Source organism: Blastococcus litoris (assembly GCF_003075095.1).
Classification (GTDB): Bacteria; Actinomycetota; Actinomycetes; order Mycobacteriales; family Geodermatophilaceae; genus Blastococcus_B; species Blastococcus_B litoris.
Genome location: NZ_QCZF01000001.1, coordinates 590998 through 614680, shown reverse-complemented (window position 1 = coordinate 614680; position 23683 = coordinate 590998). Strand labels below are relative to the sequence as shown.

24 protein-coding genes are annotated in these 23683 nt (G+C 73.5%); 6 read left to right on the top strand and 18 right to left on the bottom strand.

Going from position 1 to position 23683, the window contains the following annotated elements; all coding sequences use genetic code 11:
• Positions 1 to 41: 41 nt before the first annotated feature.
• From DCS98_RS03025 to DCS98_RS02995, 7 genes are all read right to left on the bottom strand, one after another.
• Positions 42 to 1337 carry a PhoH family protein gene (locus tag DCS98_RS03025; RefSeq protein WP_116449817.1) on the bottom strand — a complete coding sequence of 432 codons (1296 nt, stop codon included), beginning with the start codon at positions 1335 to 1337 and terminating at the stop codon, positions 42 to 44.
• 275 nt (positions 1338 to 1612) lie between these two features.
• Entirely contained in the window at positions 1613 to 2371 is a 759-nt protein-coding gene (locus DCS98_RS03020) for an ABC transporter permease (RefSeq protein ID WP_116449816.1), read from the bottom strand.
• Positions 2371 to 3354, bottom strand: a complete 984-nt coding sequence (locus tag DCS98_RS03015; protein ID WP_116449815.1) for an ATP-binding cassette domain-containing protein — start codon at positions 3352 to 3354, stop codon at positions 2371 to 2373. Before DCS98_RS03015 ends, DCS98_RS03020 begins: the two co-directional genes overlap by 1 nt.
• A 33-nt stretch (positions 3355 to 3387) precedes the next feature.
• A complete protein-coding gene (locus DCS98_RS03010; protein ID WP_116449814.1) occupies positions 3388 to 3999 on the bottom strand; it encodes a PadR family transcriptional regulator in 612 nt (203 codons plus the stop codon).
• A 60-nt stretch (positions 4000 to 4059) separates the two neighbouring features.
• A complete protein-coding gene (locus DCS98_RS03005) occupies positions 4060 to 4329 on the bottom strand; it encodes a hypothetical protein (RefSeq protein ID WP_116449813.1) in 270 nt (89 codons plus the stop codon).
• 3 nt (positions 4330 to 4332) lie between these two features.
• A complete protein-coding gene (locus tag DCS98_RS03000; protein WP_116449812.1) occupies positions 4333 to 5550 on the bottom strand; it encodes a DUF885 domain-containing protein in 1218 nt (405 codons plus the stop codon).
• A 23-nt stretch (positions 5551 to 5573) separates the two neighbouring features.
• Positions 5574 to 6353, bottom strand: a complete 780-nt coding sequence (locus tag DCS98_RS02995; protein ID WP_116450154.1) for an isoprenyl transferase — start codon at positions 6351 to 6353, stop codon at positions 5574 to 5576.
• Positions 6354 to 6488: 135 nt separating this feature from the next.
• Here DCS98_RS02995 and trhA point away from each other — a divergent pair, with 135 nt between their 5' ends.
• Complete coding sequence (gene trhA, locus DCS98_RS02990; protein WP_116449811.1) at positions 6489 to 7301, top strand: PAQR family membrane homeostasis protein TrhA; 813 nt, start codon at positions 6489 to 6491, stop codon at positions 7299 to 7301.
• A gap of 6 nt (positions 7302 to 7307) precedes the next feature.
• On the opposite strand, the gene DCS98_RS02985 is transcribed toward trhA, so the two are convergent.
• The 6 genes from DCS98_RS02985 to mca form a co-directional block, all read right to left on the bottom strand.
• Positions 7308 to 8558 (bottom strand): geranylgeranyl reductase family protein, encoded by a 1251-nt coding sequence (locus DCS98_RS02985; RefSeq protein ID WP_116449810.1) that lies wholly within the window; start codon positions 8556 to 8558, stop codon positions 7308 to 7310.
• Between the two features lie 29 nt (positions 8559 to 8587).
• Positions 8588 to 9250, bottom strand: a complete 663-nt coding sequence (locus DCS98_RS02980; RefSeq protein WP_206340065.1) for a maleylpyruvate isomerase N-terminal domain-containing protein — start codon at positions 9248 to 9250, stop codon at positions 8588 to 8590.
• A gap of 20 nt (positions 9251 to 9270) precedes the next feature.
• On the bottom strand, positions 9271 to 9870 hold the full coding sequence (locus DCS98_RS02975; RefSeq protein ID WP_116449809.1) for a hypothetical protein: 600 nt from the start codon (positions 9868 to 9870) through the stop codon (positions 9271 to 9273).
• Between the two features lie 98 nt (positions 9871 to 9968).
• Positions 9969 to 10496 (bottom strand): phosphate-starvation-inducible PsiE family protein, encoded by a 528-nt coding sequence (locus tag DCS98_RS02970; RefSeq protein ID WP_116449808.1) that lies wholly within the window; start codon positions 10494 to 10496, stop codon positions 9969 to 9971.
• 123 nt (positions 10497 to 10619) lie between these two features.
• Positions 10620 to 10928, bottom strand: coding sequence for a hypothetical protein (locus DCS98_RS02965; protein ID WP_116449807.1), 309 nt, complete (start codon positions 10926 to 10928; stop codon positions 10620 to 10622).
• Complete coding sequence (gene mca, locus DCS98_RS02960; RefSeq protein WP_116449806.1) at positions 10925 to 11812, bottom strand: mycothiol conjugate amidase Mca; 888 nt, start codon at positions 11810 to 11812, stop codon at positions 10925 to 10927. The genes DCS98_RS02965 and mca overlap by 4 nt, the downstream gene beginning before the upstream one ends.
• Before the next feature lie 259 nt (positions 11813 to 12071).
• Between mca and greA the strand changes: the two genes are divergently transcribed.
• Positions 12072 to 12575, top strand: a complete 504-nt coding sequence (gene greA, locus DCS98_RS02955; protein ID WP_116449805.1) for a transcription elongation factor GreA — start codon at positions 12072 to 12074, stop codon at positions 12573 to 12575.
• 8 nt (positions 12576 to 12583) lie between these two features.
• Positions 12584 to 12907, top strand: coding sequence for an RNHCP domain-containing protein (locus tag DCS98_RS02950; RefSeq protein WP_241037091.1), 324 nt, complete (start codon positions 12584 to 12586; stop codon positions 12905 to 12907).
• Between the two features lie 114 nt (positions 12908 to 13021).
• Here the strand turns inward: DCS98_RS02950 and DCS98_RS02945 are convergent, their stop codons facing one another.
• The 4 genes from DCS98_RS02945 to ilvA form a co-directional block, all read right to left on the bottom strand.
• Positions 13022 to 15094 carry a M3 family metallopeptidase gene (locus tag DCS98_RS02945; RefSeq protein ID WP_116450152.1) on the bottom strand — a complete coding sequence of 691 codons (2073 nt, stop codon included), beginning with the start codon at positions 15092 to 15094 and terminating at the stop codon, positions 13022 to 13024.
• 116 nt (positions 15095 to 15210) lie between these two features.
• Complete coding sequence (locus DCS98_RS02940; RefSeq protein WP_116449803.1) at positions 15211 to 16017, bottom strand: ABC transporter permease; 807 nt, start codon at positions 16015 to 16017, stop codon at positions 15211 to 15213.
• Complete coding sequence (locus DCS98_RS02935; protein WP_116450151.1) at positions 16014 to 17012, bottom strand: ATP-binding cassette domain-containing protein; 999 nt, start codon at positions 17010 to 17012, stop codon at positions 16014 to 16016. Before DCS98_RS02935 ends, DCS98_RS02940 begins: the two co-directional genes overlap by 4 nt.
• 125 nt (positions 17013 to 17137) lie before the next feature.
• Positions 17138 to 18376 carry a threonine ammonia-lyase gene (gene ilvA / locus DCS98_RS02930; protein ID WP_241037089.1) on the bottom strand — a complete coding sequence of 413 codons (1239 nt, stop codon included), beginning with the start codon at positions 18374 to 18376 and terminating at the stop codon, positions 17138 to 17140.
• Between the two features lie 71 nt (positions 18377 to 18447).
• On the opposite strand from ilvA, the gene DCS98_RS02925 reads away from it, so the two are divergent.
• The 3 genes from DCS98_RS02925 to DCS98_RS02915 are packed head-to-tail and all read left to right on the top strand — an operon-like array spanning position 18448 to position 22349.
• Positions 18448 to 19902 (top strand): sigma 54-interacting transcriptional regulator, encoded by a 1455-nt coding sequence (locus DCS98_RS02925; protein WP_241037087.1) that lies wholly within the window; start codon positions 18448 to 18450, stop codon positions 19900 to 19902.
• A gap of 1 nt (position 19903) precedes the next feature.
• Positions 19904 to 21889, top strand: a complete 1986-nt coding sequence (locus tag DCS98_RS02920) for a VWA domain-containing protein (RefSeq protein WP_116449800.1) — start codon at positions 19904 to 19906, stop codon at positions 21887 to 21889.
• Between the two features lie 4 nt (positions 21890 to 21893).
• Positions 21894 to 22349 carry a GNAT family N-acetyltransferase gene (locus tag DCS98_RS02915; RefSeq protein WP_116449799.1) on the top strand — a complete coding sequence of 152 codons (456 nt, stop codon included), beginning with the start codon at positions 21894 to 21896 and terminating at the stop codon, positions 22347 to 22349.
• Here DCS98_RS02915 and DCS98_RS02910 read toward each other — a convergent pair.
• Positions 22330 to 23658, bottom strand: coding sequence for a DUF2252 domain-containing protein (locus tag DCS98_RS02910; protein WP_241037085.1), 1329 nt, complete (start codon positions 23656 to 23658; stop codon positions 22330 to 22332). The two genes, DCS98_RS02915 and DCS98_RS02910, sit on opposite strands and share 20 nt — an antisense overlap.
• Positions 23659 to 23683: the final 25 nt, after the last annotated feature.

The window sequence follows — 23683 nt, the reverse complement described above, 5'->3', positions numbered from 1 at the left end:
GACCTCCGGAGCGCGAGCTACACCCGAGAAGCCGGCGGGAGTCAGAGCGGGAGGTCCTCCAGCATCTCGGTGACCAGCGCGGCGATCGGCGAGCGCTCCGAGCGGGTCAGGGTCACGTGCGCGAACAGCGGGTGCCCCTTCAGCGCCTCGATGACCGCCGTCACGCCGTCGTGCCGGCCGACGCGGAGGTTGTCGCGCTGCGCGACGTCGTGGGTGAGGACGACGCGCGAGCCGGTGCCCAGCCGCGAGAGCACCGTCAGCAGCACGCCGCGCTCGAGGGACTGCGCCTCGTCGACGATCACGAAGGAGTCGTGCAGCGAGCGGCCGCGGATGTGGGTCAGCGGCAGCACCTCGATCAGCCCGCGGGAGTCGATCTCGTCGATGACCGCCGGCGAGACCAGCGCACCGAGGGTGTCGTAGACCGCCTGGGCCCACGGCGACATCTTCTCGTTCTCGCCGCCCGGCAGGTACCCGAGCTCCTGCCCGCCGACGGCGTACAGCGGCCGGAAGATGACGACCTTCTTGTGCGCCCGCCGCTCCATCACCGACTCGAGCCCGGCGCACAGCGCGAGCGCCGACTTGCCCGTACCGGCCCGCCCGCCGAGCGAGACGATGCCGATGTCGGGGTCGAGCAGCAGGTCGAGCGCGATCCGCTGCTCCGCCGAGCGCCCGTGCAGCCCGAACGCCTCGCGGTCACCTCGGACGAGCCTCACCTGCTTGTCGGGCGTCACGCGGCCCAGCGCCGAGCCCCGCGAGGACAGCAGCACCAGCCCGGTGTGCGGCGGCATCTCGGCCGCGGCCGGCACGAACGTCTCGCCCGAGTCGTAGAGCTCGTCCAGCTCGGCGTCGTCCAGGGACACCTCGGCCATGCCGGTCCAGCCCGCGTCGACGGCGTCCATGACCCGGTACTCGTCGGTCTCCAGGCCGACGGCCGCCGCCTTGACCCGGAGCGGCACGTCCTTGGTGATCAGGCAGACGTCGCGGCCCTCGGACCGCAGGTTCAGCGCGACCACCATGATCCGGCTGTCGTTGCTGTCGTTGCGGAAGCCGGCCGGCAGCGCCGACGGGTCGCTGTGGTTGAGCTCGACGTGCAGCGTGCCGCCGTCCTCGCCGATCGGGACCGGGGCGTCGAGCCGGCCGTGGGTCACCCGCAGGTCGTCGAGCATCCGCAGCGCCTGCCGCGCGAACCAGCCCAGCTCCGGGTGGTTGCGCTTGTCCTCGAGCTCCCCGATCACGACGAGCGGGAGCACGACGTCCGAGTCACCGAAGCGCATCAGGGCGCCCGGGTCGGACAGCAGGACGGAGGTGTCGAGGACGTACGTACGGCGAGTGGTCACGGTTCGACTCCCGTGGGGCGCAGGGCGCACCCCGACTCGTTGGTGGCCGGGCCCCGGCGCAGAGGCCGGGTACCGGCCCCCCTGGTCGACGAACTCGTCAGCACCAACCGGGCCTCCCGTGGACGGCGAGGGCAGCTCGTCGTCCACTGCGGACGCTAGGCCCGCCCACCGACAAAGGCGCTGTCACACCACGCCGTGCAACCCGAAGTTCACCCGACGGGGTACCAGCCGTCCCAGTCGCCACACCTGCGACGACCGGGACGGCACGGCCCGCCTCAGCTGGACTCGCGGCGGAACCGCCGGACCCCGAACACCCAGCCGAGCACCACGAGGAGCACCGTCAGGGCGGCCCCCCACCACGCCGTGGAGGTGTCGTACCCGCCGACGAAGAACTCGCGGGTGCCCTCGACCACGTGCTTGAGCGGGTTGACGTCGCTGACGGTCTGCAGCCACCCCGGCGCCAGCGTCATCGGCAGCAGGATCCCCGAGAGCAGCAGCACCGGGAGCACGAAGGCGTTGAGCAGCGGCGCGAAGGCGTCCTCGCTCTTCAGCGTGAGCGCCAACGCGTAGGAGACCGAGGCGAACGCCGCACCCAGCAGCGCGATGACGACGAGGGTGAGGACGACACCGAGAACGGGTGCGCGCAGACCCAGCGGGATGGAGACCAGGACCAGCAGGGTGCCCTGCACGAGCAGGACGACGACGTCGCGGAGCACCCGGCCCAGCAACAGCGCCGTCCGGCTGGCGGGGGTGACCCGCTGGCTCTCGATCACGCCGGCGCGGTACTCGGCGATGAGGCCGAAGCCGACGAACAGCGCCCCGAAGATGCCGAGCTGCACGAGGATCCCGGGCACGAAGATCTGGTAGGCGTTGCCCGTCCCCAGCTGCCCGGCCAGCGGCTCGAGCAGCGGCCCGAACAGCACGATGTAGAGGATCGGCTGCATCAGGCTGATGACCAGCCACGCCGGGTTGCGCAGCGACATGCGCATGGCGCGGGCGAACACGGTGTAGGTGTCGCGCATCAGGGTCTGCATCAGACCGTCACCTCCACGGCGGGCTCGGGTGCGCCGGTGTCGCGCAGCGAACGGCCGGTCAGGCTGAGGAAGACGTCGTCCAGGCTGGGCCGGCGGCTCTCGATCCCGCTGACCGCGATGCCCTCGCGGTCGAGGTTGCGCACGAGGTCGACCAGGGCTGCGCCGCCGTGCGGCACCCGCCCGACCACCCGGTCGTCGAGCACCTGCGGCGGCTCGGCGCCGGGCAGCTGCCCGACCAGCCGGGCGACGTCGGCGACGTGCGCCGCCTCGGCCGCGGTCACGGTCAGGACGTCGCCCCCGACCTGGGACTTCAGCTGGTCCGGTGTCCCCTCGGCGACGATCGCGCCGTGGTCGATGACCAGGATGCGGTCGCAGAGGGCGTCGGCCTCGTCGAGGTAGTGCGTGGTCAGGAAGACCGTCGTCCCGCGCTCCTCGCGCAGCCCCCGGATGTGCTGCCACAGGTTGGCCCGCGCCTGCGGGTCCAGGCCGGTGGTGGGCTCGTCGAGGAACACCAGCTCCGGGACGTGGATGAGGCCGACGGCGATGTCGAGCCGGCGACGCTGGCCGCCCGACATGGCCTTGGGCTGCCGCTCCCACAGCCCGTCGAGGTCGAGCTCGCGGAACAGCTGCGTGCCGCGCTCGGTCGCCTCCGCCGTGCTCATCCCGTACAGCCGGGCGTGGTCGACGACCTCCTCGCCCGCCCGGGCCTCGGGCGCGGTGGAGCCGCTCTGGGAGACGTAGCCGATCCGGCGGCGCACGCCGACCGGGTCGGTGATCAGGTCGCAGCTGGCGACGGTGGCGGTGCCGGCCGTGGGCTCGAGCAGCGTGGTGAGCATCCGCAGCGTCGTCGTCTTTCCGGCGCCGTTGGGACCGAGGAAGCCGACGATCTCGCCGGCCTCGACGTCGAGGTCGACCCCGACGACGGCGTGGACTTCCTGCTTCTTCTTCCGGAAGGTGCGGGCGAGCCCGCGGGCGTGGATCACGGCCGCGAGTATTCAACTTTGACTAGAGCCGGGTCAAGCGCTTTCAGGGGTGTCCAGGACGGCGGGGGGCCAGACGCCCGCGACGGGGAGGTCGGGGCCGGGTTGCTCGCCCGCGAAGCGGTAGTGACCGGCGTCGAGACGGGCGCAGACGTCGCGGACCCAGACCCGCTCGCCGTCGACCCAGGCCCTGGTGACGCGGAAGAGCTCAGCCGTGCTGGCCGGCGCGAGGCGGGAGCTCTCGACGTCGCGGATGGAGGAGTCCACTCCCGAGACGGTCGCCTCCAGGACGAGATCCCGCGCCCGGAGCGCCTCCCGGACCTCCGCGCGGGGCAGCGTGGTGACGAAGCAGAGCCCCGCGAGCAGCCGACTGGGATCGCCGGGCTCCGGCCGGCGCAGCGCGTCGACCAGCAGCCGGCGGTACTCGACCTCGCCGTCGGGCGTCAGCCGGTAGGCCACCGGGTCGCCGGACAGCTCCTCGAGCAACCCGCGCCCGGTCAGGGTGCGCAAGCCCGAGTAGATCGACCCGGGCTTCACGTGCGCCCAGTCGTCGACCTGCCAGCTCAGCAGCTCCCGGCGCAGCAGGTAGCCGTGGACCGGCTGGAAGATCCGGACCGCCCCGAGCAGCAGCAGCCTGGTGGTCGACATGCCCACACTGTGCCCCGGCCGCTCCGCGGTGGACCAGGGCAGGTCACCCCGGCGGGCGGGTCACCCCCACTCGTCCCGGGGACGACGCAGCGCCGGCCGCTCGACGGTGTCGGTCCTGGTGGGGGGCGGGATGGGGTCCCACGAGTCCGGTGGCCGGGAGCTCCGCCGCGGCCGCAGCGCGACCAGCGCCCACAGCACCGGAACCAGCAGCACCGGCCACTGCACCGACAGGTCCCCGACCCTCAGCAGCCCGGCCAGGAGGAGGACGAACAGCCACGAGGCCGTCCACAACCCGAGCATCCGGGCCTCGCGGGCGTCGTGCCGGGACACGGGTCAGACAGCCTGGAGCTCGCCGGTCACGGCCGCGGGGGTCAGCGGCTCGTCGAGCAGCCGGACGAACCGGTCGGCCACCGACTGCCCGGCCGGGCGGGCGCCGAGCCACCGGGAGAGCAGGTCGAAGCCCTCGACGTAGGTCGAGATGTAGGCGCGCCACAGCGGGTCGGTGAGGAACCGGATCTGCTGGGCCGCGCGTTCGGAGCTGACCAGCGACCAGCGCTGGAGGTGGGCACGGACCTCGTCCGCACCCGCGCCGCGGTCGTGCAGCAGGACGGCGGCGTCCTGGCGGACCCGGTTCAGCGGTGCCGCGGCGACCGCGATGCGCTCGGCCAGGTGGCCGTCGAACCGCAGGCCGAGGTCACCGAGGATCTCCGCCGCCCAGGGCCCCCAGCCCGCCCCGACCGACGCCTGCACGCCCAGGTCGGCCAGCCCCTCGGCCATCAGGCACTCGGGGGTGTTGACGAGGAACACCGTGTGCTCGGTGCGGTCGGCGCGCTCGACCAGGCCCAGCTCCTTGCGGCAGTGCTCGGTGTGGTGACCCGGGTAGGACTCGTGCGCGACCAGGTGCGCGAGCTGCGAGAGCCGGTGCGGGAGGTCGGCGTTGATCGCGACCCGCGACCGGTAGCCGCCCTCGTAGTAGTTGAACCCGGACCAGGGCTTGTCGGTGACCACCTCGTACCGCACGGTCTCGACCTCGGGCAGCCCGTACTGCCCGCGCACCTCGTCGCGGAGCGCGCTGGAGAGCGCGTGCACAGCGGCCTCCAACCGGTCGGGCGGGCACTCCTCGCGCCGGCGGTGCTCGGCGTAGCGCTCGGCGAGCGAGCCGCTGCCCGGCAGCAGGGCGTCGAGCTCGGCGTGCGCCGCGGCGTACTCCGCCTCGTCCCCGAGGGCGACGTCGACCTGGAAGTACGCGGCCACCTCGTCGACGAAGCCGACCGGTTCCCCGCTCATCTTGCGGGCCGAGCACTCCAGCCCGGTGAGCTGACCGCGGAGGTAGTCGGCGCGGTCGGCGGACAGCCCCGCGGAGTCGAGCTCGCGCAGCAGCGTGCGCGCCTGGTCGCGCAGGCCGGCCGGCGTCGGCGCGGGCTCGTCGGCGACCTGGGCGCGCAGGGCCGGGTCGCCGGTGAAGGCGTCCACGAAGCCGGGCTCGAGCCGGTCGAAGCGCAGGCCCAGCCGCACGTACTCGAGCGGGAGGTCGAGAGGGGATGCCGACATGACCCGCAGTTTCGCAGCCGAGGTCAGCTGCCGAACCGGCGGTGCCGGGCGGAGTAGTCGCGCAGGGCACGCAGGAAGTCGACCCGGCGGAAGTCGGGCCAGTACACGTCGGTGAAGTGGAACTCGGTGTTCGCCGTCTGCCACAGCAGGAAGCCCGACAGCCGCTGCTCGCCGCTGGTGCGGATGACCAGGTCGGGGTCCGGCTGGCCGCGCGTGTACAGGTGCTCGGCGATGTGCTCGACCTCGAGCGCCTCGACCAGCTCCTCCAGCGACGTGCCGCGTTCCGCGTGCTCGGCCAGCAGCGACCGGACGGCGTCGGCGATCTCCTGGCGGCCGCCGTAGCCGACGGCGAGGTTCACCGTCGCACCCGGCCGGTCGCAGGTGTCCTCCTCCGCCTGCTTGAGGACGGCGACCGTCTCCGCCGGCAGCACCTCGGGGGCGCCCATCTGGCGGACCCTCCAGCGGCGGCCGGGACGGGACAGGTCGACGGCGACGTCCTCGATGATCTGCAGCAGCGCCCGCAGCTCCGGCTCGGGCCGGCTGAGGTTGTCGGTGGAGAGCATGAAGAGGGTGACGACGGAGACGCCGGCGTCGTCGCACCAGCCGAGCAGGTCGACGATCTTGTCGGCGCCCCGGCGGTGGCCGTGGGCGACGTCCTCCAGCCCGATCGCGCGGGCCCAGCGCCGGTTGCCGTCCATGATCACGCCGACGTGGCGGGGGACGTCCGCGCCCACCAGCGCGCGGGCCAGGCGCCGTTCGTAGAGCTGGGTGAGCGCCTCGCGAACCTTCGCACGCACCCCCACGCGGGTCACCCTAGGCCCCGGTGACCGGGGCGGCCGGACACGTCCGCCGTGGCGCGACCGCGTGCCGGGGCCCGTCCAGGAAAGTCACAGGTCGTTCAGGATGACGGCCTACCTACGCGACCGTAACCTCGGGGCATGAGCCTTGCCCACGGCGATCGCGAGCAGGTCCGCATCCAGGCCGACTCCGCCGAGCTGGAGGCGCCCCGGGGAGAGGCCGTCGCCACCGTCCTGCAGGAGGGCGAGCGGGTCGAGCAGGCCTGGACCGCCGAGGACTTCGCCGACGGCGACTGGGAGCACCCCGACACCCGGCCCCGCATGCGGGGCTGGCTGCACCTGTTCGCGTTCTTCGGCGCGATCGTCGCCGGTGCCGTGCTCGTCCCCCTGGCCTCGGTACTCGGCGCCCGCGCCGGCTTCTCCGTGGCCCTCTACTGCCTGACCATCCTCGGGCTCTTCGGGGTCAGCGCGCTCTACCACCGTCGTCGCTGGTCACCCCGCGGCTGGAAGATCATGAAGCGGCTCGACCACTCGATGATCTTCCTGTTCATCGCCGGCACCTACACGCCGTTCGCGCTCATGGCGGTCGACCAGCCCACCGGGTTCTGGGTGCTCGCCGGCGTCTGGGCGGGCGCGCTGGCCGGGGTCACCCTCAAGCTCAGCTGGCCGACGGCGCCCCGGTGGGTCGGCGTCCCGCTCTACATCGGGCTGGGCTGGGTGGCGGTCTTCGTGCTGACCGACATCCTGCACTTCGCCGGCGTCGCCTCGATGGTGCTGCTGGCCGTCGGTGGGGTGCTCTACACGGTCGGCGGGGTCGCCTACGCGATCAAGAAGCCGAACCCGTGGCCGGGCACCTTCGGCTACCACGAGGTGTTCCACGCGATGACGATCGTGGCCGCGATCTGCCACTACATCGCCGTCTACTTCGCGATGTACAACTCGCCCTTCGTGTGAGCCCGCTCAGCTGAACGGCGGCCGCTCGTCCCACCGGGTCGATGCCCGGCCCGCCGCCCGCCAGGCCCGCGCCACGACGTCCCGGTCGCCCTCGGTGACCAGGTTGCCCATGACCCGCAGCGCGACGGTCATCAGGGACCGGGAGCGCATGCCGGCCGGACCCGCCGTCGGCAGGAAGCGCGGCACGGTGAGCAGGCCGGCGAGCCGCCGGGCGATCGAGAACGCCTCCCCGTAGTGCCGGCGGAGGGTGGCCGGCCAGGCGAGCGACCAGTCGTCCTCGACCAGCAGGTCGACGACGGCCCGGCCGGTCTCGAGGCCGTAGTCGATGCCCTCCCCGTTGAGCGGGTTCACGCAGCCGGCGGCGTCACCGATCAGGGCCCAGTTCCGGCCGGCCACCCCCGACACCGCCCCGCCCATCGGCAGCAGCGCCGACGCGACGTCACGGACGGCGCCGTCGAGCTGCCACTCCTCGCGGCGCGCCTCGGCGTAGTACTCCAGCAGCGACTTGAGCTGGACCCCGGCCGGACGCCGGGAGGTCGCCAGCGTGCCGACGCCGAGATTGACCTGGCCCGCGGCCTCGCCGAGCGGGAAGACCCACCCGTACCCGGAGAGCAGCTCCCCCTCGGTCCCGCGGAGCTCGAGGTGGGAGGAGATCCACTCGTCGTCGCTGCGCCCGGACCGGACGTAGCTGCGGGCGGCGACGCCGTAGGCGGTGTCGCGGTGCCACTCCCGGCCGAGCAGCCGCCCCAGGGGCGACCGCACCCCGTCGGCGACGACGAGGCGGCGGCAGGCCACGCTCACCCGGCTGTCGTCGTCGAGCTCGAAGACCACCGCCGCGACGCGGTCGCCGTCCCGTTCGACGTCGACCGCACGGGCGCCGTCGAGGGCGACGGCGCCGGAGTCCAGCGCGACCTGGCGGATGCGTGCGTCCAGCTCGGTGCGCGGGACGGCACTGCCGTGGTCGGGGAACTCGCCGCCCGGCCAGGGCAGCTCCCACTGCCGGCCGAACCCGGCGGCGCGCAGGCCGCGGTTGCGGGCATGGCCGCGCACCCAGTCGCCCAGCCCGAGGAGGTCCAGCTCGGCGATCGCCCGCGGGGTGAGCCCGTCGCCGCAGGTCTTGTCCCGCGGGAAGACCGCCGCGTCGGCGAGGACGACGTCGTGCCCGGCGCGGGCGGCCCACGCTGCCGCGGCCGACCCGGCGGGCCCGGCGCCGACCACGAGGACGTCGGTCGCTGAGAGGACGGCATCGCGGGGCACGGGTCCAGTCTCCCAGGTGGCGCGGTCGGTCAGCCGAACAGCGGGAAGTCCGCGGCCGCACCACCCAGCTCGGCGCGGTCGGCGGTCGTCAACGGCTCGCGTCCGGTACCGCGGCGGGCTGCCGTCCCGTCGTCCCAGCCCTGCGGGAGGGGCCGGCCGAGCAGGCCCTCGAGGACGCGACGGACCTCCGCCAGCGGTCCCGGTGCCGGTCCCGGCCGCGTCAGGTGCGCCACCAGGTCGAGGTGGTGCACGGCCGCCTCGACGACCAGCGTGGAGCACAGGTCGGCCACGGTAAGGACGTGCCCCTGGGTGGCGACCAGGTCACCGGCGTCGACGCGGCCGGCCGCGACCAGCACCGCCGCCGAGGTCTCGGCGTAACGGCGGGCGATCCCGATCAGCCCGCCGTGCACGGACGCCGCGATGCGGGTGCTCCACAGCTCCTCGTCGTCCCCGGGCGCGGGCGGACGCCACGCCGACCAGTAGTCGACGGCTGTCCGGTCGACAGGACCCGGCGCCGGGGTGTTGAGGGCGACGAGTGCCCGCCGCGCGTCGCCGAGCAGGTGGAACCCCAGGTCGACCGGCGTCCACCCCGCGCAGCCGGTCGGCTGCCAGCCCTCCTCGACGGTGAGGCTCGCCAGCGTCGTCGACAGGTCGCCGTAGGCGGTGGTCAGCAGGTCGATCGGCTCGGGCACGGGCGCGAGCCTCGCAGATGTCAGCCGACCACCGGGCCGCGGCCGCGGACCTCCTCCACCGACGCCATCGCCTGGCGCAGCTCGGTGAGCCACTCCTCGGTGTGCTGGCCGACCAGGCGGACCGCCCACACGAGCGCCTCCGACCGGGACCGGGCCACGCCCGCGTCGACGAGGGTGTCCAGCACGAGCCGCTCCCGCTGGCGCAGCCTGGTCATGACCGGCATCGAGAGGTTGGTGAAGACCTCGCGCTCGTCGCCGCAGGCGGCGCCCCACGCGACGGAGCGGCCGTAGCGCTCCTGGGCGGCGTCGGCGATGGCCATGCGCTGCTGGCGCGTCTCCTCCCGGAAGCGCGCGATGCGGCCGGCCCTGGCCGCCGCGGCGTCGCCCTCGCCGGGATCGGGCTCGGCGAGGGTGCCCACGACGGTGATCTCGTCACGGTCGATCTGCAGGTCCACCGGGCCGGTGAACCAGTCGCCGGGCAGGCGCCCGGCGAACCAGCCGGCGACCTCGGCCCGCTCCACGGGCGGGGGTGCGTCGGCGCCGCGGCCGCCCGGACCTCGGCCGCGACCGCGGCGGAAACCGGGCCCGAAGGCGGCATCGGCGAATCGGTGGGCGTGCATGGCGACCTCCTACGGTCAACGTGATTACACAGTTGCACCGTAAGCCGCGTTGGTGGTGTGCGGCAGGCCTCCCGTTGCGCCCACAGCGGACAGCGCCGTCAGCCGGCCGCGTGCTCCGGTGCGGGCTCGCCCTCGTCGGGCTCGCGCTCCTTGCGGCGGAGCAGCCACGACGTCGCCCCCAGGAGCACGACGAGCACTCCGAGCAGCCCGATCTCGACGACGCGGTCGTCGAACTCGGCGCCCTTCCCGAGCGCGCTCGCCGCCTCGACGGACAGCACGACGATCTCCTTGATCGACGCGATGATCCCGACGAGGAGGAACGGCTCGGCGACCAGCTCGCGCTTCTCCACGGTCGCGCGGACGGCGAACAGCAGCTCGACCACGATGAAGACCAGCAGCAGGATGTCGAGCACCTCGAGCACGGGCTTCTGGGAGAAGTCGCCGAGCAGCCCGTACGACGTCCTGGCCGCCACGGCCAGGAGGACGAACGCCGATCCGGCGAGGAAGACCGCGATGCCCCCGTAGATCAGGTTCTCGGCGATCTCGAGCACGCGCGTCCCTGCCCGGCTGAAGCCGGGGGGTGGGACGTGGTCCTCGGGATCGTCTCCCCGCCGCCTGGTCGCCATCGGATGATCATGTCGGCTAACGGCCGTGCGCGGAGGCCGGGAGGCGACCACATCACCCGGGGTGGCGAGCCTCGTCCCGACTGAGGGCTCCGTCGTACGACGGAGGGGGACGCCCCCCACCGGTCAGCGGGCCGCGGGGCCCTCGTCGTCGGTGCGGCGGGGCGCCTCGATGGCACGCGGCTGCTTGCGCAGCGTGTCGAGCAGCTCCTCGCCCGCCGGCTGCTCGAAGAGCCCGGCCGGGCTGTCGGGCACCTGACGCGCGGGGTCGGCGGGATCGAAGCTCGGCGGGATCCGCTTGAGGTGCTTGGTCATCGACCGCACCAGCAGGAAGACCGCGATGAGCAGGACGACGGTGAGCAGCAGCCCGAGCGGCCCGGACTTCCCGACGTCCTCGGGCGCCTGCTCGGCCACGAGGCCGGTGATCCCGGTCATCGCACCCCCACCTCGCTGCGGATCCCCGCGAACAGGTCGTCCTCGGGGACGTCGGACTCGACCACGCTCCGCGCCAGCTCGTAGTCCTCGGTCGGCCAGATCCGCTGCTGGGTGTCGATCGGGCAGGCGAACCAGCGGCCCTCCGGGTCGATCTGGGTGGCGTGCGCGATCAGCGCCGCGTCCCGGACCGGGAAGTACTCCGCGCAGGGCACGCGCGTGGTGACCCGGTGGGAGATGTCGTGGGCGGGGTCCCAGTTCTCCAGCCACTCGGCGTAGGGGGACTCCGCGCCGCTCTCCACGATCGCCTCGTGCAGCGCCTTCGTCCGGGGCAGCGTGAAGCTCATGTGGTAGTAGAGCTTGCTCGGCTGCCACGGCTCGCCCAGCTCGGGGTAGCGGTCGGGATCACCGGCGGCCTCGAAGGCGTGCACGGAGATCTCGTGGGTCTTGATGTGGTCGGGATGCGGGTACCCGCCGCGCTCGTCGTAGGTGGTGATGACCTGCGGCCGGAACCGGCGGATGAGGGCGACCAGCGGGGCGGCGGCCTCCTCGATCGGCACGAGCGCGAAGCAGCCCTCCGGCAGCGGGGGCAGCGGGTCGCCCTCGGGCAGGCCGGAGTCGACGAAGCCGAGGAACTCCTGCTCGACGCCGAGGATCTCGCGCGCCCGGGCCATCTCCTCGACGCGGATCTGGGGCAGCCGCTCCCAGACCTCCGGGCGGTCCATGGCGGGGTTCAGGACGGAGCCGCGCTCACCACCGGTGCAGGTCGCGACCAGGACGCGGGCTCCCTCCGCGACGTACTTGGCCATGGTCGCGGCGCCCTTGCTCGACTCGTCGTCCGGGTGCGCGTGGACGGCGAGCAGGCGCAACTGATCGGGTGCGGTCACCCCACCATTGTCACCCGTCCCCGGCACCGCCCGGCGGAGCCCCGGAGCCGGCGGCGGGAGAAAGCCCTGCTCGTGCACCCGGTCGGGGGAAGTGTGCCGCTCATCACCGGACGGCCCGGTACGGTTCCGCATCTCAGGACGGCCTCCGGCGAGGGCCGCACGTCCGTGCACTCCCGTCGACGCCGGTGTTAGCTTGGCGGGATTGACCAGCGGCCGCTCCCGATCGGGGGCGGCCTCCCGAGTCTCAGGAGTACCTCTCGTGTCCACCCCCACTGACGAGCAGGAACAGGGCATCTGGCTGACCCAGGAGGCCCACGACCGGCTGAAGGCCGAGCTCGACCAGCTGGTGGCGAACCGCCCGGCCATGTCCGCCGAGATCAACGCCCGCCGCGAGGAGGGCGACCTCAAGGAGAACGGCGGGTACCACGCCGCCAAGGAGGAGCAGGGCAAGCAGGAGGGCCGGATCCGCCAGCTCACCGACCTGCTCCGGAAGGCGCGGGTGGGCGACGCCCCGAAGACGGCCACGAACGCCGCTCTGGGCACGGTCATCACGGTGAAGTTCGCCGGCGACGACGACACGGAGAAGTTCCTGCTCGGGTCCCGCGAGATCGCCGGGACGACGAACCTCACCGTCTACTCGCCGGAGTCGGCCCTCGGCGCGGCCATCATGGGTGCCGCTCCCGGGGCGACGGTGACCTACCAGGCGCCCAACGGTCGCGACATCAGCGTCGAGGTCGTCGGCGTCGAGCCGTTCGTCCCCTGAGCCCCGCGATGGGGGCGCGCTCCCGTCAGGCGGAGAACACCGGTTTCGCCTGCGTGCACTGCGCCGCGCAGGTGCCGGCCAACACCGACGGGCACTACCGGAACCACTGCCCCTTCTGCCTGTGGTCGCTGCACGTCGACGAGCTCCCGGGCGACCGGGCCAGCGAGTGCCGCCGGCCCATGGAGCCGATCGGGCTGGTCGAGAAGTCGGGCAAGGGCTGGCAGGTGGTGCACCGCTGCACGGCGTGCGGCCACCGCCAGCCCAACCGCCTGGTGCGCGACGGCGCGAGCCCCGACGACCTGGACCTGGTCCTCTCGCTCCCCTGGTTGTGACATCGCGGCTGTGACACTGCGGTCCTCCGGACCGCACCGCGGCCAGGTGCCGTCCCCCTGGGCCGCTGAGCCGCTGCGTCGTTCCTCGCGGAGGCCCTCCGGGCCCCCACTTCCTCACGACATGACGGGTCGGCTCTCCAACCCGCGCCTGCGCAGCAGCGGCTGCGGGTCGGCGTCGCGGCCGCGGACGGCGCGGAACGCCGCGAGCGGGTCCACCGAGCCGCCCACCGCGAGCAGCTCGGTGCGGAAGACGTCGCCGTTCTCGCGGCGCAGGCCGCCGTTCTCCTTGAACCACTCCACGGTGTCGGCGTCGAGGACCTCCGACCAGATGTAGGAGTAGTAGCCGGCCGCGTAGCCCCCCGCGAAGACGTGCTGGAAGTAGGTCGTCCGGTACCGCGGCGGCACCAGGTCGGAGCCGACCCCGGCGTCGGCCAGCGCCTGCTGCTCGAAGGCGATCGGGTCGCCGATCTCCGCGCCCGGCCGGATGCGGTGCCACGCCTGGTCGAGCAGCGTCGCGGCCAGGTACTCGAGGGTCGCGAACCCCTCGCCCCACAGCCGGGCCGCGTCGATGGCCTCGACGGCGGCCTGCGGCAGGGGCTCCCCCGTCCCGACGTGCCGGGCGTAGTTGCCCAGCACCTCCGGCCAGAGCGCCCACATCTCGTTCACCTGGCTGGGGAACTCGACGAAGTCGCGCGGGACGGCGGTGCCCGAGAACCGGGGGTAGGTGACCGCGGAGCTCAGCCCGTGCAGCGCGTGGCCGAACTCGTGGAAGAGCGTGTTGACCTCGTCCAGGGTGAGCAGCGTCGGCCGGCCGTCGGGGGCACGGGACACGTTGAGGTTGTTGACGACCACGGGTGACGTGCCGAGCAGCCGGGACTGCCGGACGAACGAGCTCATCCAGGCCCCGCCCCGCTTGCCCTCGCGGGCGAAGAAGTCGCCCAGGTAGAGCCCGACGGAGGCACCGGCCGCGTCGGTCACCTCCCAGACGCGCACGTCGGGGTGGTAGCCGCGCAGGTCGGGGCGCGGGGTGAACCGGTAGCCGTAGAGCAGCTCGGCGGCGTGGAAGACGCCGTCGACCAGGACCCGGTCGAGCTCGAAGTACGGGCGCAGCGCCGCGGTGTCGACGGCGTACCGCTCGGCCCGCACCTGCTCGCTGTAGAACGCCCAGTCCCACGGCGCCAGCTCGACCCCGTCGCGGGCCGCGATCTCCCGGAGCACGGCCGCCTCGGCCTCGGCGTTGGCCATCGACGCCGGCACCATGGAGGCCAGCATGGCGTCGACCGCGGTCGTGGTGCGGGCGGTGGAGTCGGCGAGCACGAGGTCGGCGTGGGTGTCGAAGCCGAGCAGGCGGGCCCGCTCGGCGCGCAGCACCGCGATCCGCACGGCCACCGGGCCGTTGTCGTGCTCGCCCGCCGACGCGCGCCCGAGGGACGCCTCGAGGACCCGGCGCCGCAGCTCCCGGTCGCGCAGCTTGGCGAGCACCGGCTGCCCCGACGGCAGGAGCAGCGGGAGGAGCCAGCCGTCGAGGTCCCGGTCGGCGGCGGCCGTCGCGGCCGCCGCGATCTCCTGCTCGGACAGCCCGTCCAGCTCGGCCCGGTCGGCCACCCGCACGGCGGCCGCCTCGGTGGCCAGCTGCAGGTTCTGGCCGAAGGTCGTCGAGAGCGTGGACAGCTCCTGGTTCAGCTCCGTCAGCCGCGCCCGGCCGGACTCGTCGAGCTGGGCGCCGGCCAGCACGAAGTCGAGGTGGTAGCGCTCGACCAGCCGGACGCCCTCGTCGTCCAGACCGCTGTCGTGCCGAGCCGCGTGGACGGCGTGGATGCGGGCGAACAGCGCTGGGTCCAGCCGGATCGCGTCGTCGTGCGCGGCCTCCAGCGGCGCGATCTCCCGCTCGATCTCCCGGAGCCGGGGCGTCGAGACCGAGGACGTGAGGTTGCCGAACACGCTCCAGGCACGGACCAGCAGCTCCCCCGACCGCTCCATGGCCACGACCGTGTTCTCGAACGTCGGCTCCTCGGCGGAACCGACGATGGCGGCGACCTCCGCCCGCTGCTCCGCCATCCCAGCCAGCAGCGCCTCGCGGCAGTGCTCGGGGGTGATGTCGGCGAACGGCGGGAGCCGGAAGGGCAGCGCCGACACGCTCGCCAGGGGGTTCTCGGGGGACACGACGGGGTTCGCGGGCGGAGTCATCGCGGTCATTACACCGCGGCCACGTGGCGGCCGCGGCACCGGTGAGCCGGGGCGCGGTCCGCGGGCGGAGGCCTTCCGACCCCTGCCCGCGGACCGCAACCGATCCGGTGCCCGGCTCAGCGGCCGGCCGCGCGCCGGTAGGTGCGCACCGAGAGGGGCACGAAGATCGCGAGGAAGACCGCGACCCAGATGAACACGTAGAGCACCGGGTTCTGCAGCGGCCACGCGTCGGAGACCGGCGCGCCGGGGACGACGTTGCCGAACAGCTCCCGGGCGCCCTGGACGACCGCGGACACCGGGTTCCACTCCGCGAAGGTCTTGAGCACGGAAGGGAAGTTGTCGATCGGCACGAAGGTGTTCGCGATGAACGTGATCGGGAAGATCACGATGAAGCTCGCGTTGTTCACGACCTCCGGGGTGCGGACCACCAGGCCGACCAGCGCCATCACCCACGACATCGCGTAGGCGAAGACGAGCAGCAGGAGCACCCCCAGGATCGCCTCGCCGATCGAGGTGTGGATCCGCCACCCCACCAGCAAGCCGGTGATCATCATGACGGCGATGGTCAGGACGTTGAGCCCCAGATCGGCCACGGTGCGCCCCACCAGGACCGCCGACCGCGCCATCGGTAGCGAGCGGAAGCGGTCGATGAGCCCCTTCTGCAGGTCCTCGGCCAGGCTCGCCCCGGTGATCGTGCTCCCGAAGATCACCGTCTGCGCGAAGATGCCCGGCAGCAGGAACTCGGCGTAGCTGAGCCCACCGGGCACCGGGATGGCGCTGCCGAACACGTAGCGGAACAGCAGCACGAACATGATGGGCGAGAGGGTCGCGAACACGATCAGGTCGGGCACGCGCTTGACCTTGATCAGGTTCCGCTTGGTGATGACGGCGCTGTCGGACAGCGTCTGGGCCAGGCTGGTCATCGGGCACCTCCGCTGGGGACCGGCTCGGCCGGCTGGTCGTCGCCGGTCTCGGCGTCCTCGGCCGCGTGGCCTGTCAGGGTGAGGAACACGTCGTCGAGGTCGGGCCGGCGCAGGCCGACGTCCAGGACCTCGATGCCGGTGCCCTCGAGCAGCCGCAGCGCCTCGGCGAGGACCGCCGTCCCGCCCCGGACCGGCAGGCTCAGCCGCCGGGTCTGCTCGTCGCTGCGCGGGTCCTCGACCGCCAGCGGGCGCAGCCGCCGGGCCACCTCGGGGAGGTCCACGGCGTTGGCCAGCGTGAACTCCAGCCGCTCGCCGCCGACCTGGGCCTTGAGCTCGTCGGCCGTGCCGCGGGCGATCACCCGGCCGCGGTCGATGACGACCATGCGGTCGGCCAGCCGGTCGGCCTCCTCCAGGTACTGGGTGGTGAGCAGGATCGTCGTGCCGCCGTCCGCGAGCTCGGCGATGAACTCCCACATGGCCAGCCGGCTGCGCGGGTCCAGCCCGGTCGTCGGCTCGTCGAGGAAGAGCACGCGGGGGCGGTTGATCAGGGAGGCGGCGATGTCCAGCCGGCGCCGCATGCCCCCCGAGTACGTCTTGGCCGGACGGCCGGCGGCGTCGGAGAGGTCGAACCGCTCCAGCAGCTCACCCGCGCGGGTCCGCGCCTCCGCCTTGGGCAGGTGGTACAGCCGGCCCACCATCTCGAGGTTCTCGAAGCCGGTCAGGTACTCGTCGACGGCGGCGTACTGGCCGGTCAGCCCGATCGAGGCGCGCACCGCGTCGGCGTCGCCCACCACGTCGAGGCCGACCACCTCCGCCCGCCCCGCGTCGGCGAGGAGCAACGTGGTGAGGATCCGCACCACCGTCGTCTTCCCCGCGCCGTTCGGGCCGAGGAGCCCGAGCACCGAGCCCTCGGCCACGGTCAGGTCCACTCCGTCGAGAGCGGTGGTGTCGCCGTAGCGCTTCACCAGCCCCTCGACCACGATCGCGTCTGTCATGAGGGCCACGCTAGGGGTGGACGGTGACAGTTCCCGACCGCTTTTCGCGGCCGGCGGGCAGGAAGTTCCATCGTCGGTTGCACGGCAGGGAGGACGCCGCCGCTGCCCGGAACTCATCGGCCGGGTCAGCCCGGGGCGACGGCGTAGCCCGCGCGGGTGAGCGCGGCCGTGACCTCGTCCGCGTGGTCGGGGCCGCGCGTCTCGAGGACGACGAAGATCTCGACCTCCCCGACGTGCAGCCCGGTGCCGGTCCGTTCGTGCTCGACCTCCAGGACGTTGGCGCCCACAGCGGCCAGCTCGGCCAGCACCCCGGCGAGCGAACCCGGCCGGTCGGGCACCGTCAGCCGCAGCGAGAGGTAGCGCCCGGCGGCCGCCATGCCGTGCTGGACCACCTTGAGCAGCAGCACGGGGTCGATGTTGCCGCCGGAGACGACGGCGACGACCGGCGGTGCGAAGGCCTCCGGGTCGGCGAGGATCGCGGCGACCGCGGCCACCCCGGCGGGCTCGACCACCAGCTTCGCCCGCTCGAGGCAGAACAGCAGGGCGCGGGAGAGGTCCTCCTCGCTCACCGTCCGCACCTCGTCGACCAGGCCCTGGACGTGGGCGAGCGTCAGGTCGCCGGGCGAGGCGACCGCGATCCCGTCGGCCATCGTGGCCATGGCCGGCAGCGGGACGGGCCGGCCGGCGGCCAGCGAGCCGGGGAAGGCGGCGGCCATCTCGGCCTGCACGGCCACCACCCGGACGTCGGGCCGCCGGGCCTTCACCGCGGCCGCGACCCCGGACACCAGTCCCCCGCCACCGGCGCACACCACCACGGTGGCGACGTCGGGGCACTGCTCGAGGACCTCCAGGCCGACGGTCCCCTGCCCGGCGATGACGTCCGCGTGCTCGAAGGGGTGGATGAACACCGAGCCGGTCCGCTCCGCGTGCTCGGACGCGAACTGCAGCGCCTCGGTCAGCGTCGGGCCGCCCAGCCGCACCTCCGCGCCGTAGGACCGGGTCGCCGCGACCTTGGGCAGCGGCGCCGAGTCCGGCATGAACACCGTGGCCGCGCAACCGAGCAGCCGGGCGGCCAGGGCGACCCCCTGGGCGTGGTTGCCGGCGCTGGCGGCGACGACACCGCGGGCCCGCTCGGCGTCGGTGAGCCGCGAGATGCGCGTGTAGGCGCCGCGGATCTTGAAGGAGCCGGTCCGCTGCAGGTTCTCGCACTTGAGCCAGACCGGGCCGCCCACGCGGTCGGCCAGGCCCCGGCTGTGCCACAGGGGCGTGTGGCGGACGACGTCCTGGAGCAGTGCCGCCGCGGACTCGACGTCGGCGCCGGTGACCAGGGGCGGCCGGGCGGTGGGGACCTCGGGCACGGACACGCGCTGATCCTCGCAGGCCGCACGCAGGGAACCGGTGACCCGGCCCGCACGATCGTCGTACCGTGGTCGAGGTGACGGATCCGGCCCCATCAGCCACCCCTTCCCCCGCTCCCACCACGCTCGGCGAGCTCCGCGACTCGGGCGCCACCTTCCGCCCCGTGAAGGCCGAGCTGCGCGCCAACCTGCTGGCCCGGCTCGGCCGCGGCGAGCCCAGCCTCCCCGGCATGGTCGGCTTCGAGGACACCGTGCTGCCCGAGGTCGAGCGCGCGCTCATCGCCGGCCACGACCTCGTCCTGCTCGGCGAGCGCGGCCAGGGCAAGACCCGGCTCATCCGCACCCTGGTCGGCCTGCTCGACGAGTGGACGCCGGTCCTCGTGGGGAGCGAGCTCAACGAGCACCCGCTGCACCCGATCTCGGTGTGGGCGCACCGGCAGATCGCCGAGCACGGCGACGCGACCCCCGTGGGCTGGCTGCACCGCAGCGACCGCTTCGGGGAGAAGCTCGCCACCCCCGACACGAGCGTCGGCGACCTGATCGGCGACGTCGACCCGATCAAGGTGGCCGAGGGGCGCACGCTCGGTGACCCCGAGACCGTGCACTACGGGCTGGTCCCGCGCACCAACCGCGGGATCTTCAGCGTCAACGAGCTGCCCGACCTCGCCGAGCGCATCCAGGTCGCGCTGCTGAACGTGCTCGAGGAGCGCGACATCCAGATCCGCGGCTACCGCGTCCGGCTGCCGCTGGACCTGCTGCTGGTCGCCAGCGCCAACCCCGAGGACTACACCAACCGCGGCCGGATCATCACCCCGCTCAAGGACCGCTTCGGCGCCGAGGTGCGCACCCACTACCCGATCGAGCTGGCCGACGAGATCGCGCTGCTGCACCAGGAGGCGCAGACCAGCTGGACCGGGGGGGACACCTTCGGGACGCCGATCGTGCCCGAGCACCTGGTCGAGATCATCGCCCGCTTCACCCGGCTGGTCCGCGAGTCCAGCCACGTCGACCAGCGCTCCGGCGTCAGCGCCCGCTTCGCGATCGCCGGGCTGGAGACGGTGACCGCGAGCGCCGTCCGTCGCGCGGCGATCGCCGGCGAGACGCGGCCGGTCGCCCGCGTGGTCGACCTGCCGAGCGTCGTCCCGGCCAGCCGCGGGAAGGTCGAGTTCGCCGACGCCGGCTCGGACCCGGACGACGAGCGCGAGCTGGAGGTGCTCGAGCACCTGCTCCGCCAGGCGACCGCGCAGACGTTCCGCGCCCGGTGCGCCGGCCTCGACCTCACCGGCCTGCAGGAGCACTTCACCGGCGGGGAGACGGTCGAGTCGGGCGAGCTGGTGCCGGCGCCGGCCCTGCTCGGCCAGCTGGGCACCATCCCGAAGCTCGCCGAACTCCTCGGCCGCCTGGGCGTGCCGGAGGGCGAGCAGTCGGCGGAGCAGGCGGCGGCCGCGGTCGAGTTCGCGCTCGAGGGGCTCTACCTGACGCGGCGGCTGGCCAAGGACACCGACGGCACCCGCACGGTGTACGGGGCCTGACATGCCCGGACGACGCGGACGCGGATACCGCTACGGCAAGTGGCACGGCGGCCCGGATCCCCTGGCCCCGCCGTACGACCTCGGCAACGCCGTCGACGAGATCGGCGACTCGGTTCTGGGCGGCAGCGGGGTGCGGGAGGCGCTGCGCGAGCTGCTGCGGCGAGGCACGGAGGGACGGCGGGGCCTCGACGAGCTGCGCCGGTCGGTGCGCGAGCGGTTGCGCAGGGCGCGGACCGCGGGGCGCATGGACGGCACCCTCCAGGAGGTCCGCGAGCTGCTCGACAGGGCGCTCACCGCGGAGAAGCGCGAGCTGTTCCCCGACCCCGACGACTCCGCCCGCCTGGCCGAGGCCGAGCTCGACGCGCTCCCCGAGGACACCGCCGGCGCCGTCCGGGCGCTCAAGGAGTACCCGTGGCGGTCGCAGGAAGGGCGGCAGGCCTACGAGCAGATCCAGGACCTGCTGCGCCGGGAGGTGCTCGACAGCTCCTTCGCCTCGATGAAGCAGGCCCTGGAGAACGCCGGCGAGCAGGACATGCAGGCGGTCAAGGACATGGTCGCCGACCTGTCGCAGCTGATCGACGCGCACAACCGCGGTGAGGACACCGAGGAGCGCTTCCGCGACTTCATGGCGAAGCACGGCCAGTTCTTCCCCGACGACCCGCAGTCGGTCGAGGAGCTGATCGACTCCCTCGCCCGCCGGGCGGCGGCGCAGGAGCGGATGATGGCCGGCCTGTCGCCGGAGCAGCGGGCCGAGCTCTCCGACCTGATGTCGCAGGCCATGTCCGACATGGGGCTGGCCAGCGAGATGGCGCACCTCTCCGACGCCCTGCGCCAGGCCCGCCCGGATCTCCCGTGGGGTCAGCGCGGCCAGGTGCCCGACGGCGAGCAGGGGCTCGGCATGGGCGACGCCACCAGCGCCGTCGCGGAGCTGGCCGACCTCGAGGCGCTCTCCAGCCAGCTGTCGCAGGGGTACGCCGGCGCCTCGCTCGCCGACATCGACGAGGAGCTGCTGGAGCGCGCGCTCGGGCGGCCGGCCGTCGACGACCTCGCGGCCCTCCGCCAGCTCGAGCGCGAGCTGGAACGGCAGGGCTTCCTCAACCGGTCGGACGGCAAGCTGGAGCTCTCCCCCAAGGCAGTCCGCCGGCTCGGTGCCACGGCGCTGCGCCGGGTGTTCGCCAAGCTCGACGCCACCGGGCGGGGCGAGCACGACGTGGCCGACGCGGGCGCCGCCGGCGAGCTCACCGGCAGCTCGCGCGAGTGGCGGTTCGGCGACGAGCAGCCGCTGGACGTCGTCCGGACGGTGAAGAACGCCGTGCTGCGGACGGCGCACGAACCGCGCGGGGACGGGCAGCGCGGCGTGCGGATCGCCGTCGACGACTTCGAGGTCGTGGAGACCGAGCGGCGGACCGGTGCCGCCGTCGCCCTGCTGGTCGACCTGTCCTACTCGATGGCGCTGCGCGGCACCTGGGGTGCGGCGAAGTCGACGGCGATGGCGCTGCACTCGCTGGTGACGACGAAGTTCCCGCAGGACGCCATCCAGATCATCGGCTTCTCCTCGACCGCCCAGGTGCTGCGACCGGAGACGCTCGCCGAGCTCTCCGTGGACACGCTGCAGGGCACCAACCTGCAGCACGGCCTGATGCTCGCCCGCCGGTTCCTGGCCCACCACCGCGACGCCGAGCCGGTGGTCCTGGTGGTGACCGACGGCGAGCCGACCGCGCACCTGGAGGACGACGGCACGCCGTTCTTCTGCTGGCCGCCGATGCCGGAGACGATCGCCCGCACGGTCGCCGAGATCGAGCGGGTGGCGCGGACCGGGGCCACGGTGAACGTCTTCGCCCTCGACCCGGACCCCGGGCTGATCCACTTCGTGCACGACCTCACGCAGCGGGCCGGCGGCCGGGTGTTCGAGCCGGACGCGGACCGCCTGGGCGAGTACGTGGTCGCCGACTACCTGCGGGTGCGCCGGGGCCGTCGGGCACGCTGACGCCGTGCGCGCACCGCTGACCGTGGACGAGGTGGCCGCGGAGCTCACCTACCCGCTGCGGCAGGCGGTGCTCCGCCCGGACGGCGGGGACGTCGTCTGGGCCGGCGACGAGCACCCGGCGACCGTCCACCTGGCCGCCCGGACCGGCGACCGCATCGTGGGCGTCGTCCGCTTCTCCCCCGCCGCCTGCCCCTGGCGCTCCGCCGAGCACCCGTGGCAGCTGCGCGGGATGGCCACCGACCCCGAGGTCCGCGGCTCCGGAGCGGGGCGGGCGCTGGTCGTCGCGGGGCTGGAGGCGGTGGCCGCCCGCGGCGGCGACCTGCTCTGGTGCGACGCCCGCGTGGCCGCCGTCGGCTTCTACGAGCGGATGGGCTTCACGGTGGTGACCGGGGAGTTCGACAAGCCGGGCATCGGCCCGCACCGGGGCATGCTCGTCGGGATCACGAGTCGCTCGAGCTGATCCCGGGGATCCTCCCGGCGCGGAAGGCATCGACGAACAGGCGGTGGTCCTCCTGCGCCTGGCGGGCGTAGGCGTGCGCGAACTGCACGAGGTCGGCGACGAACTCCTCGCGGCGCCCGCCGATCATCGCCAGCACGGCCTCCTCCGTCTGGAACGGCACGAGCTCGTGGTCGCTGTCGGCGTCGCCGACGCAGTGCAGCTTGGCCGTGGCCCGGCCCAGTTGCACCAGCACCGGGCGGATCTCCCCGGGCTCGGTGAGGTCGTCCCAGTCGAGGTCCAGCTCGTAGGGCGACAGCTCGGCGACGACGAACCCGGTGCCGCGGATGTCGGTGTAGCCGAGGAACTGGGAGGTGTGCGACTGCAGGGCCCGCTGGCTGGTGACCGTGCGGTGCCCCTCGTGGGAGAAGTAGTCGCGGATCCGGTCGTCGGTGACGATCCGGCTGGGCGCGGCCACGTTGCCCTGCTTCAGCGACAGGACGACGTCGTTCTCCAGCGCCTCGTCGTAGCCCTCGAGCAGCACGTTGTAGGCCGGCAGCCCCGCGCTGCCGATGCCGAAGCCGCCGGTGCCGATCAGGTCCTTGACCTCGTAGGCGACCTCGCGCCGCCACGGCTTCGGCGGCAGCGTGTCCTTGTACCGCTCCAGCGCCTCGAGCACCTCGTCGCGCTCGGCGTCGTCCAGCCGGCGGTTGCGCGCCCGGTCGGCGAAGCGCCGCTCGTAGCGCTCGACGACGGTCATCCGGTCGAGCAGCGCCAGCCGGGTCCGGGTCGCCGTCTCCTGCACGAGCTCGCGCACCGCGCCCTCGGTGTTGTGCAGGGTGAGCGCGAAGTCGCGGTCGGAGTCCGACCGGCTGAACGCCTCGACCTGGTCCAGCCAGGCGTCGAGGTAGACGCGGACCAGCTCACCGATCACGTCGTCGGAGAACGCCTTGCGCCACGACATCAGGGCGAAGCTGGCGGCGAAGCGGCGCAGGTCCCAGCTCACGTGCCCGAGGTAGGCCTCGTCGAAGTCGTTGACGTCGAAGACGATCCGCCCGCTGGCGTCCATGTAGGTGCCGAAGTTCTCGGCGTGCAGGTCGCCGTGGATCCACACGCGCGACGTCCGCTCGTCGCTCCAGGGGTCCTCCGCCGTCGCCATGTCGGCGTAGAACAGACAGGCACTGCCCCGGTAGAACGCGAAGGGATCGGCGGCCATCTTGCGGAACTTCGTCCGGAACGCGTCGGCGTCCGCGGCCATGAGGTCGGCGAACGCCGCCACGAGGACGTCGACGATGAGCTGGGCCCGGTCGTCGCTGCCTGTGGGCTGGGTCACACCTGCGGGTGATAGGGCCACAGGA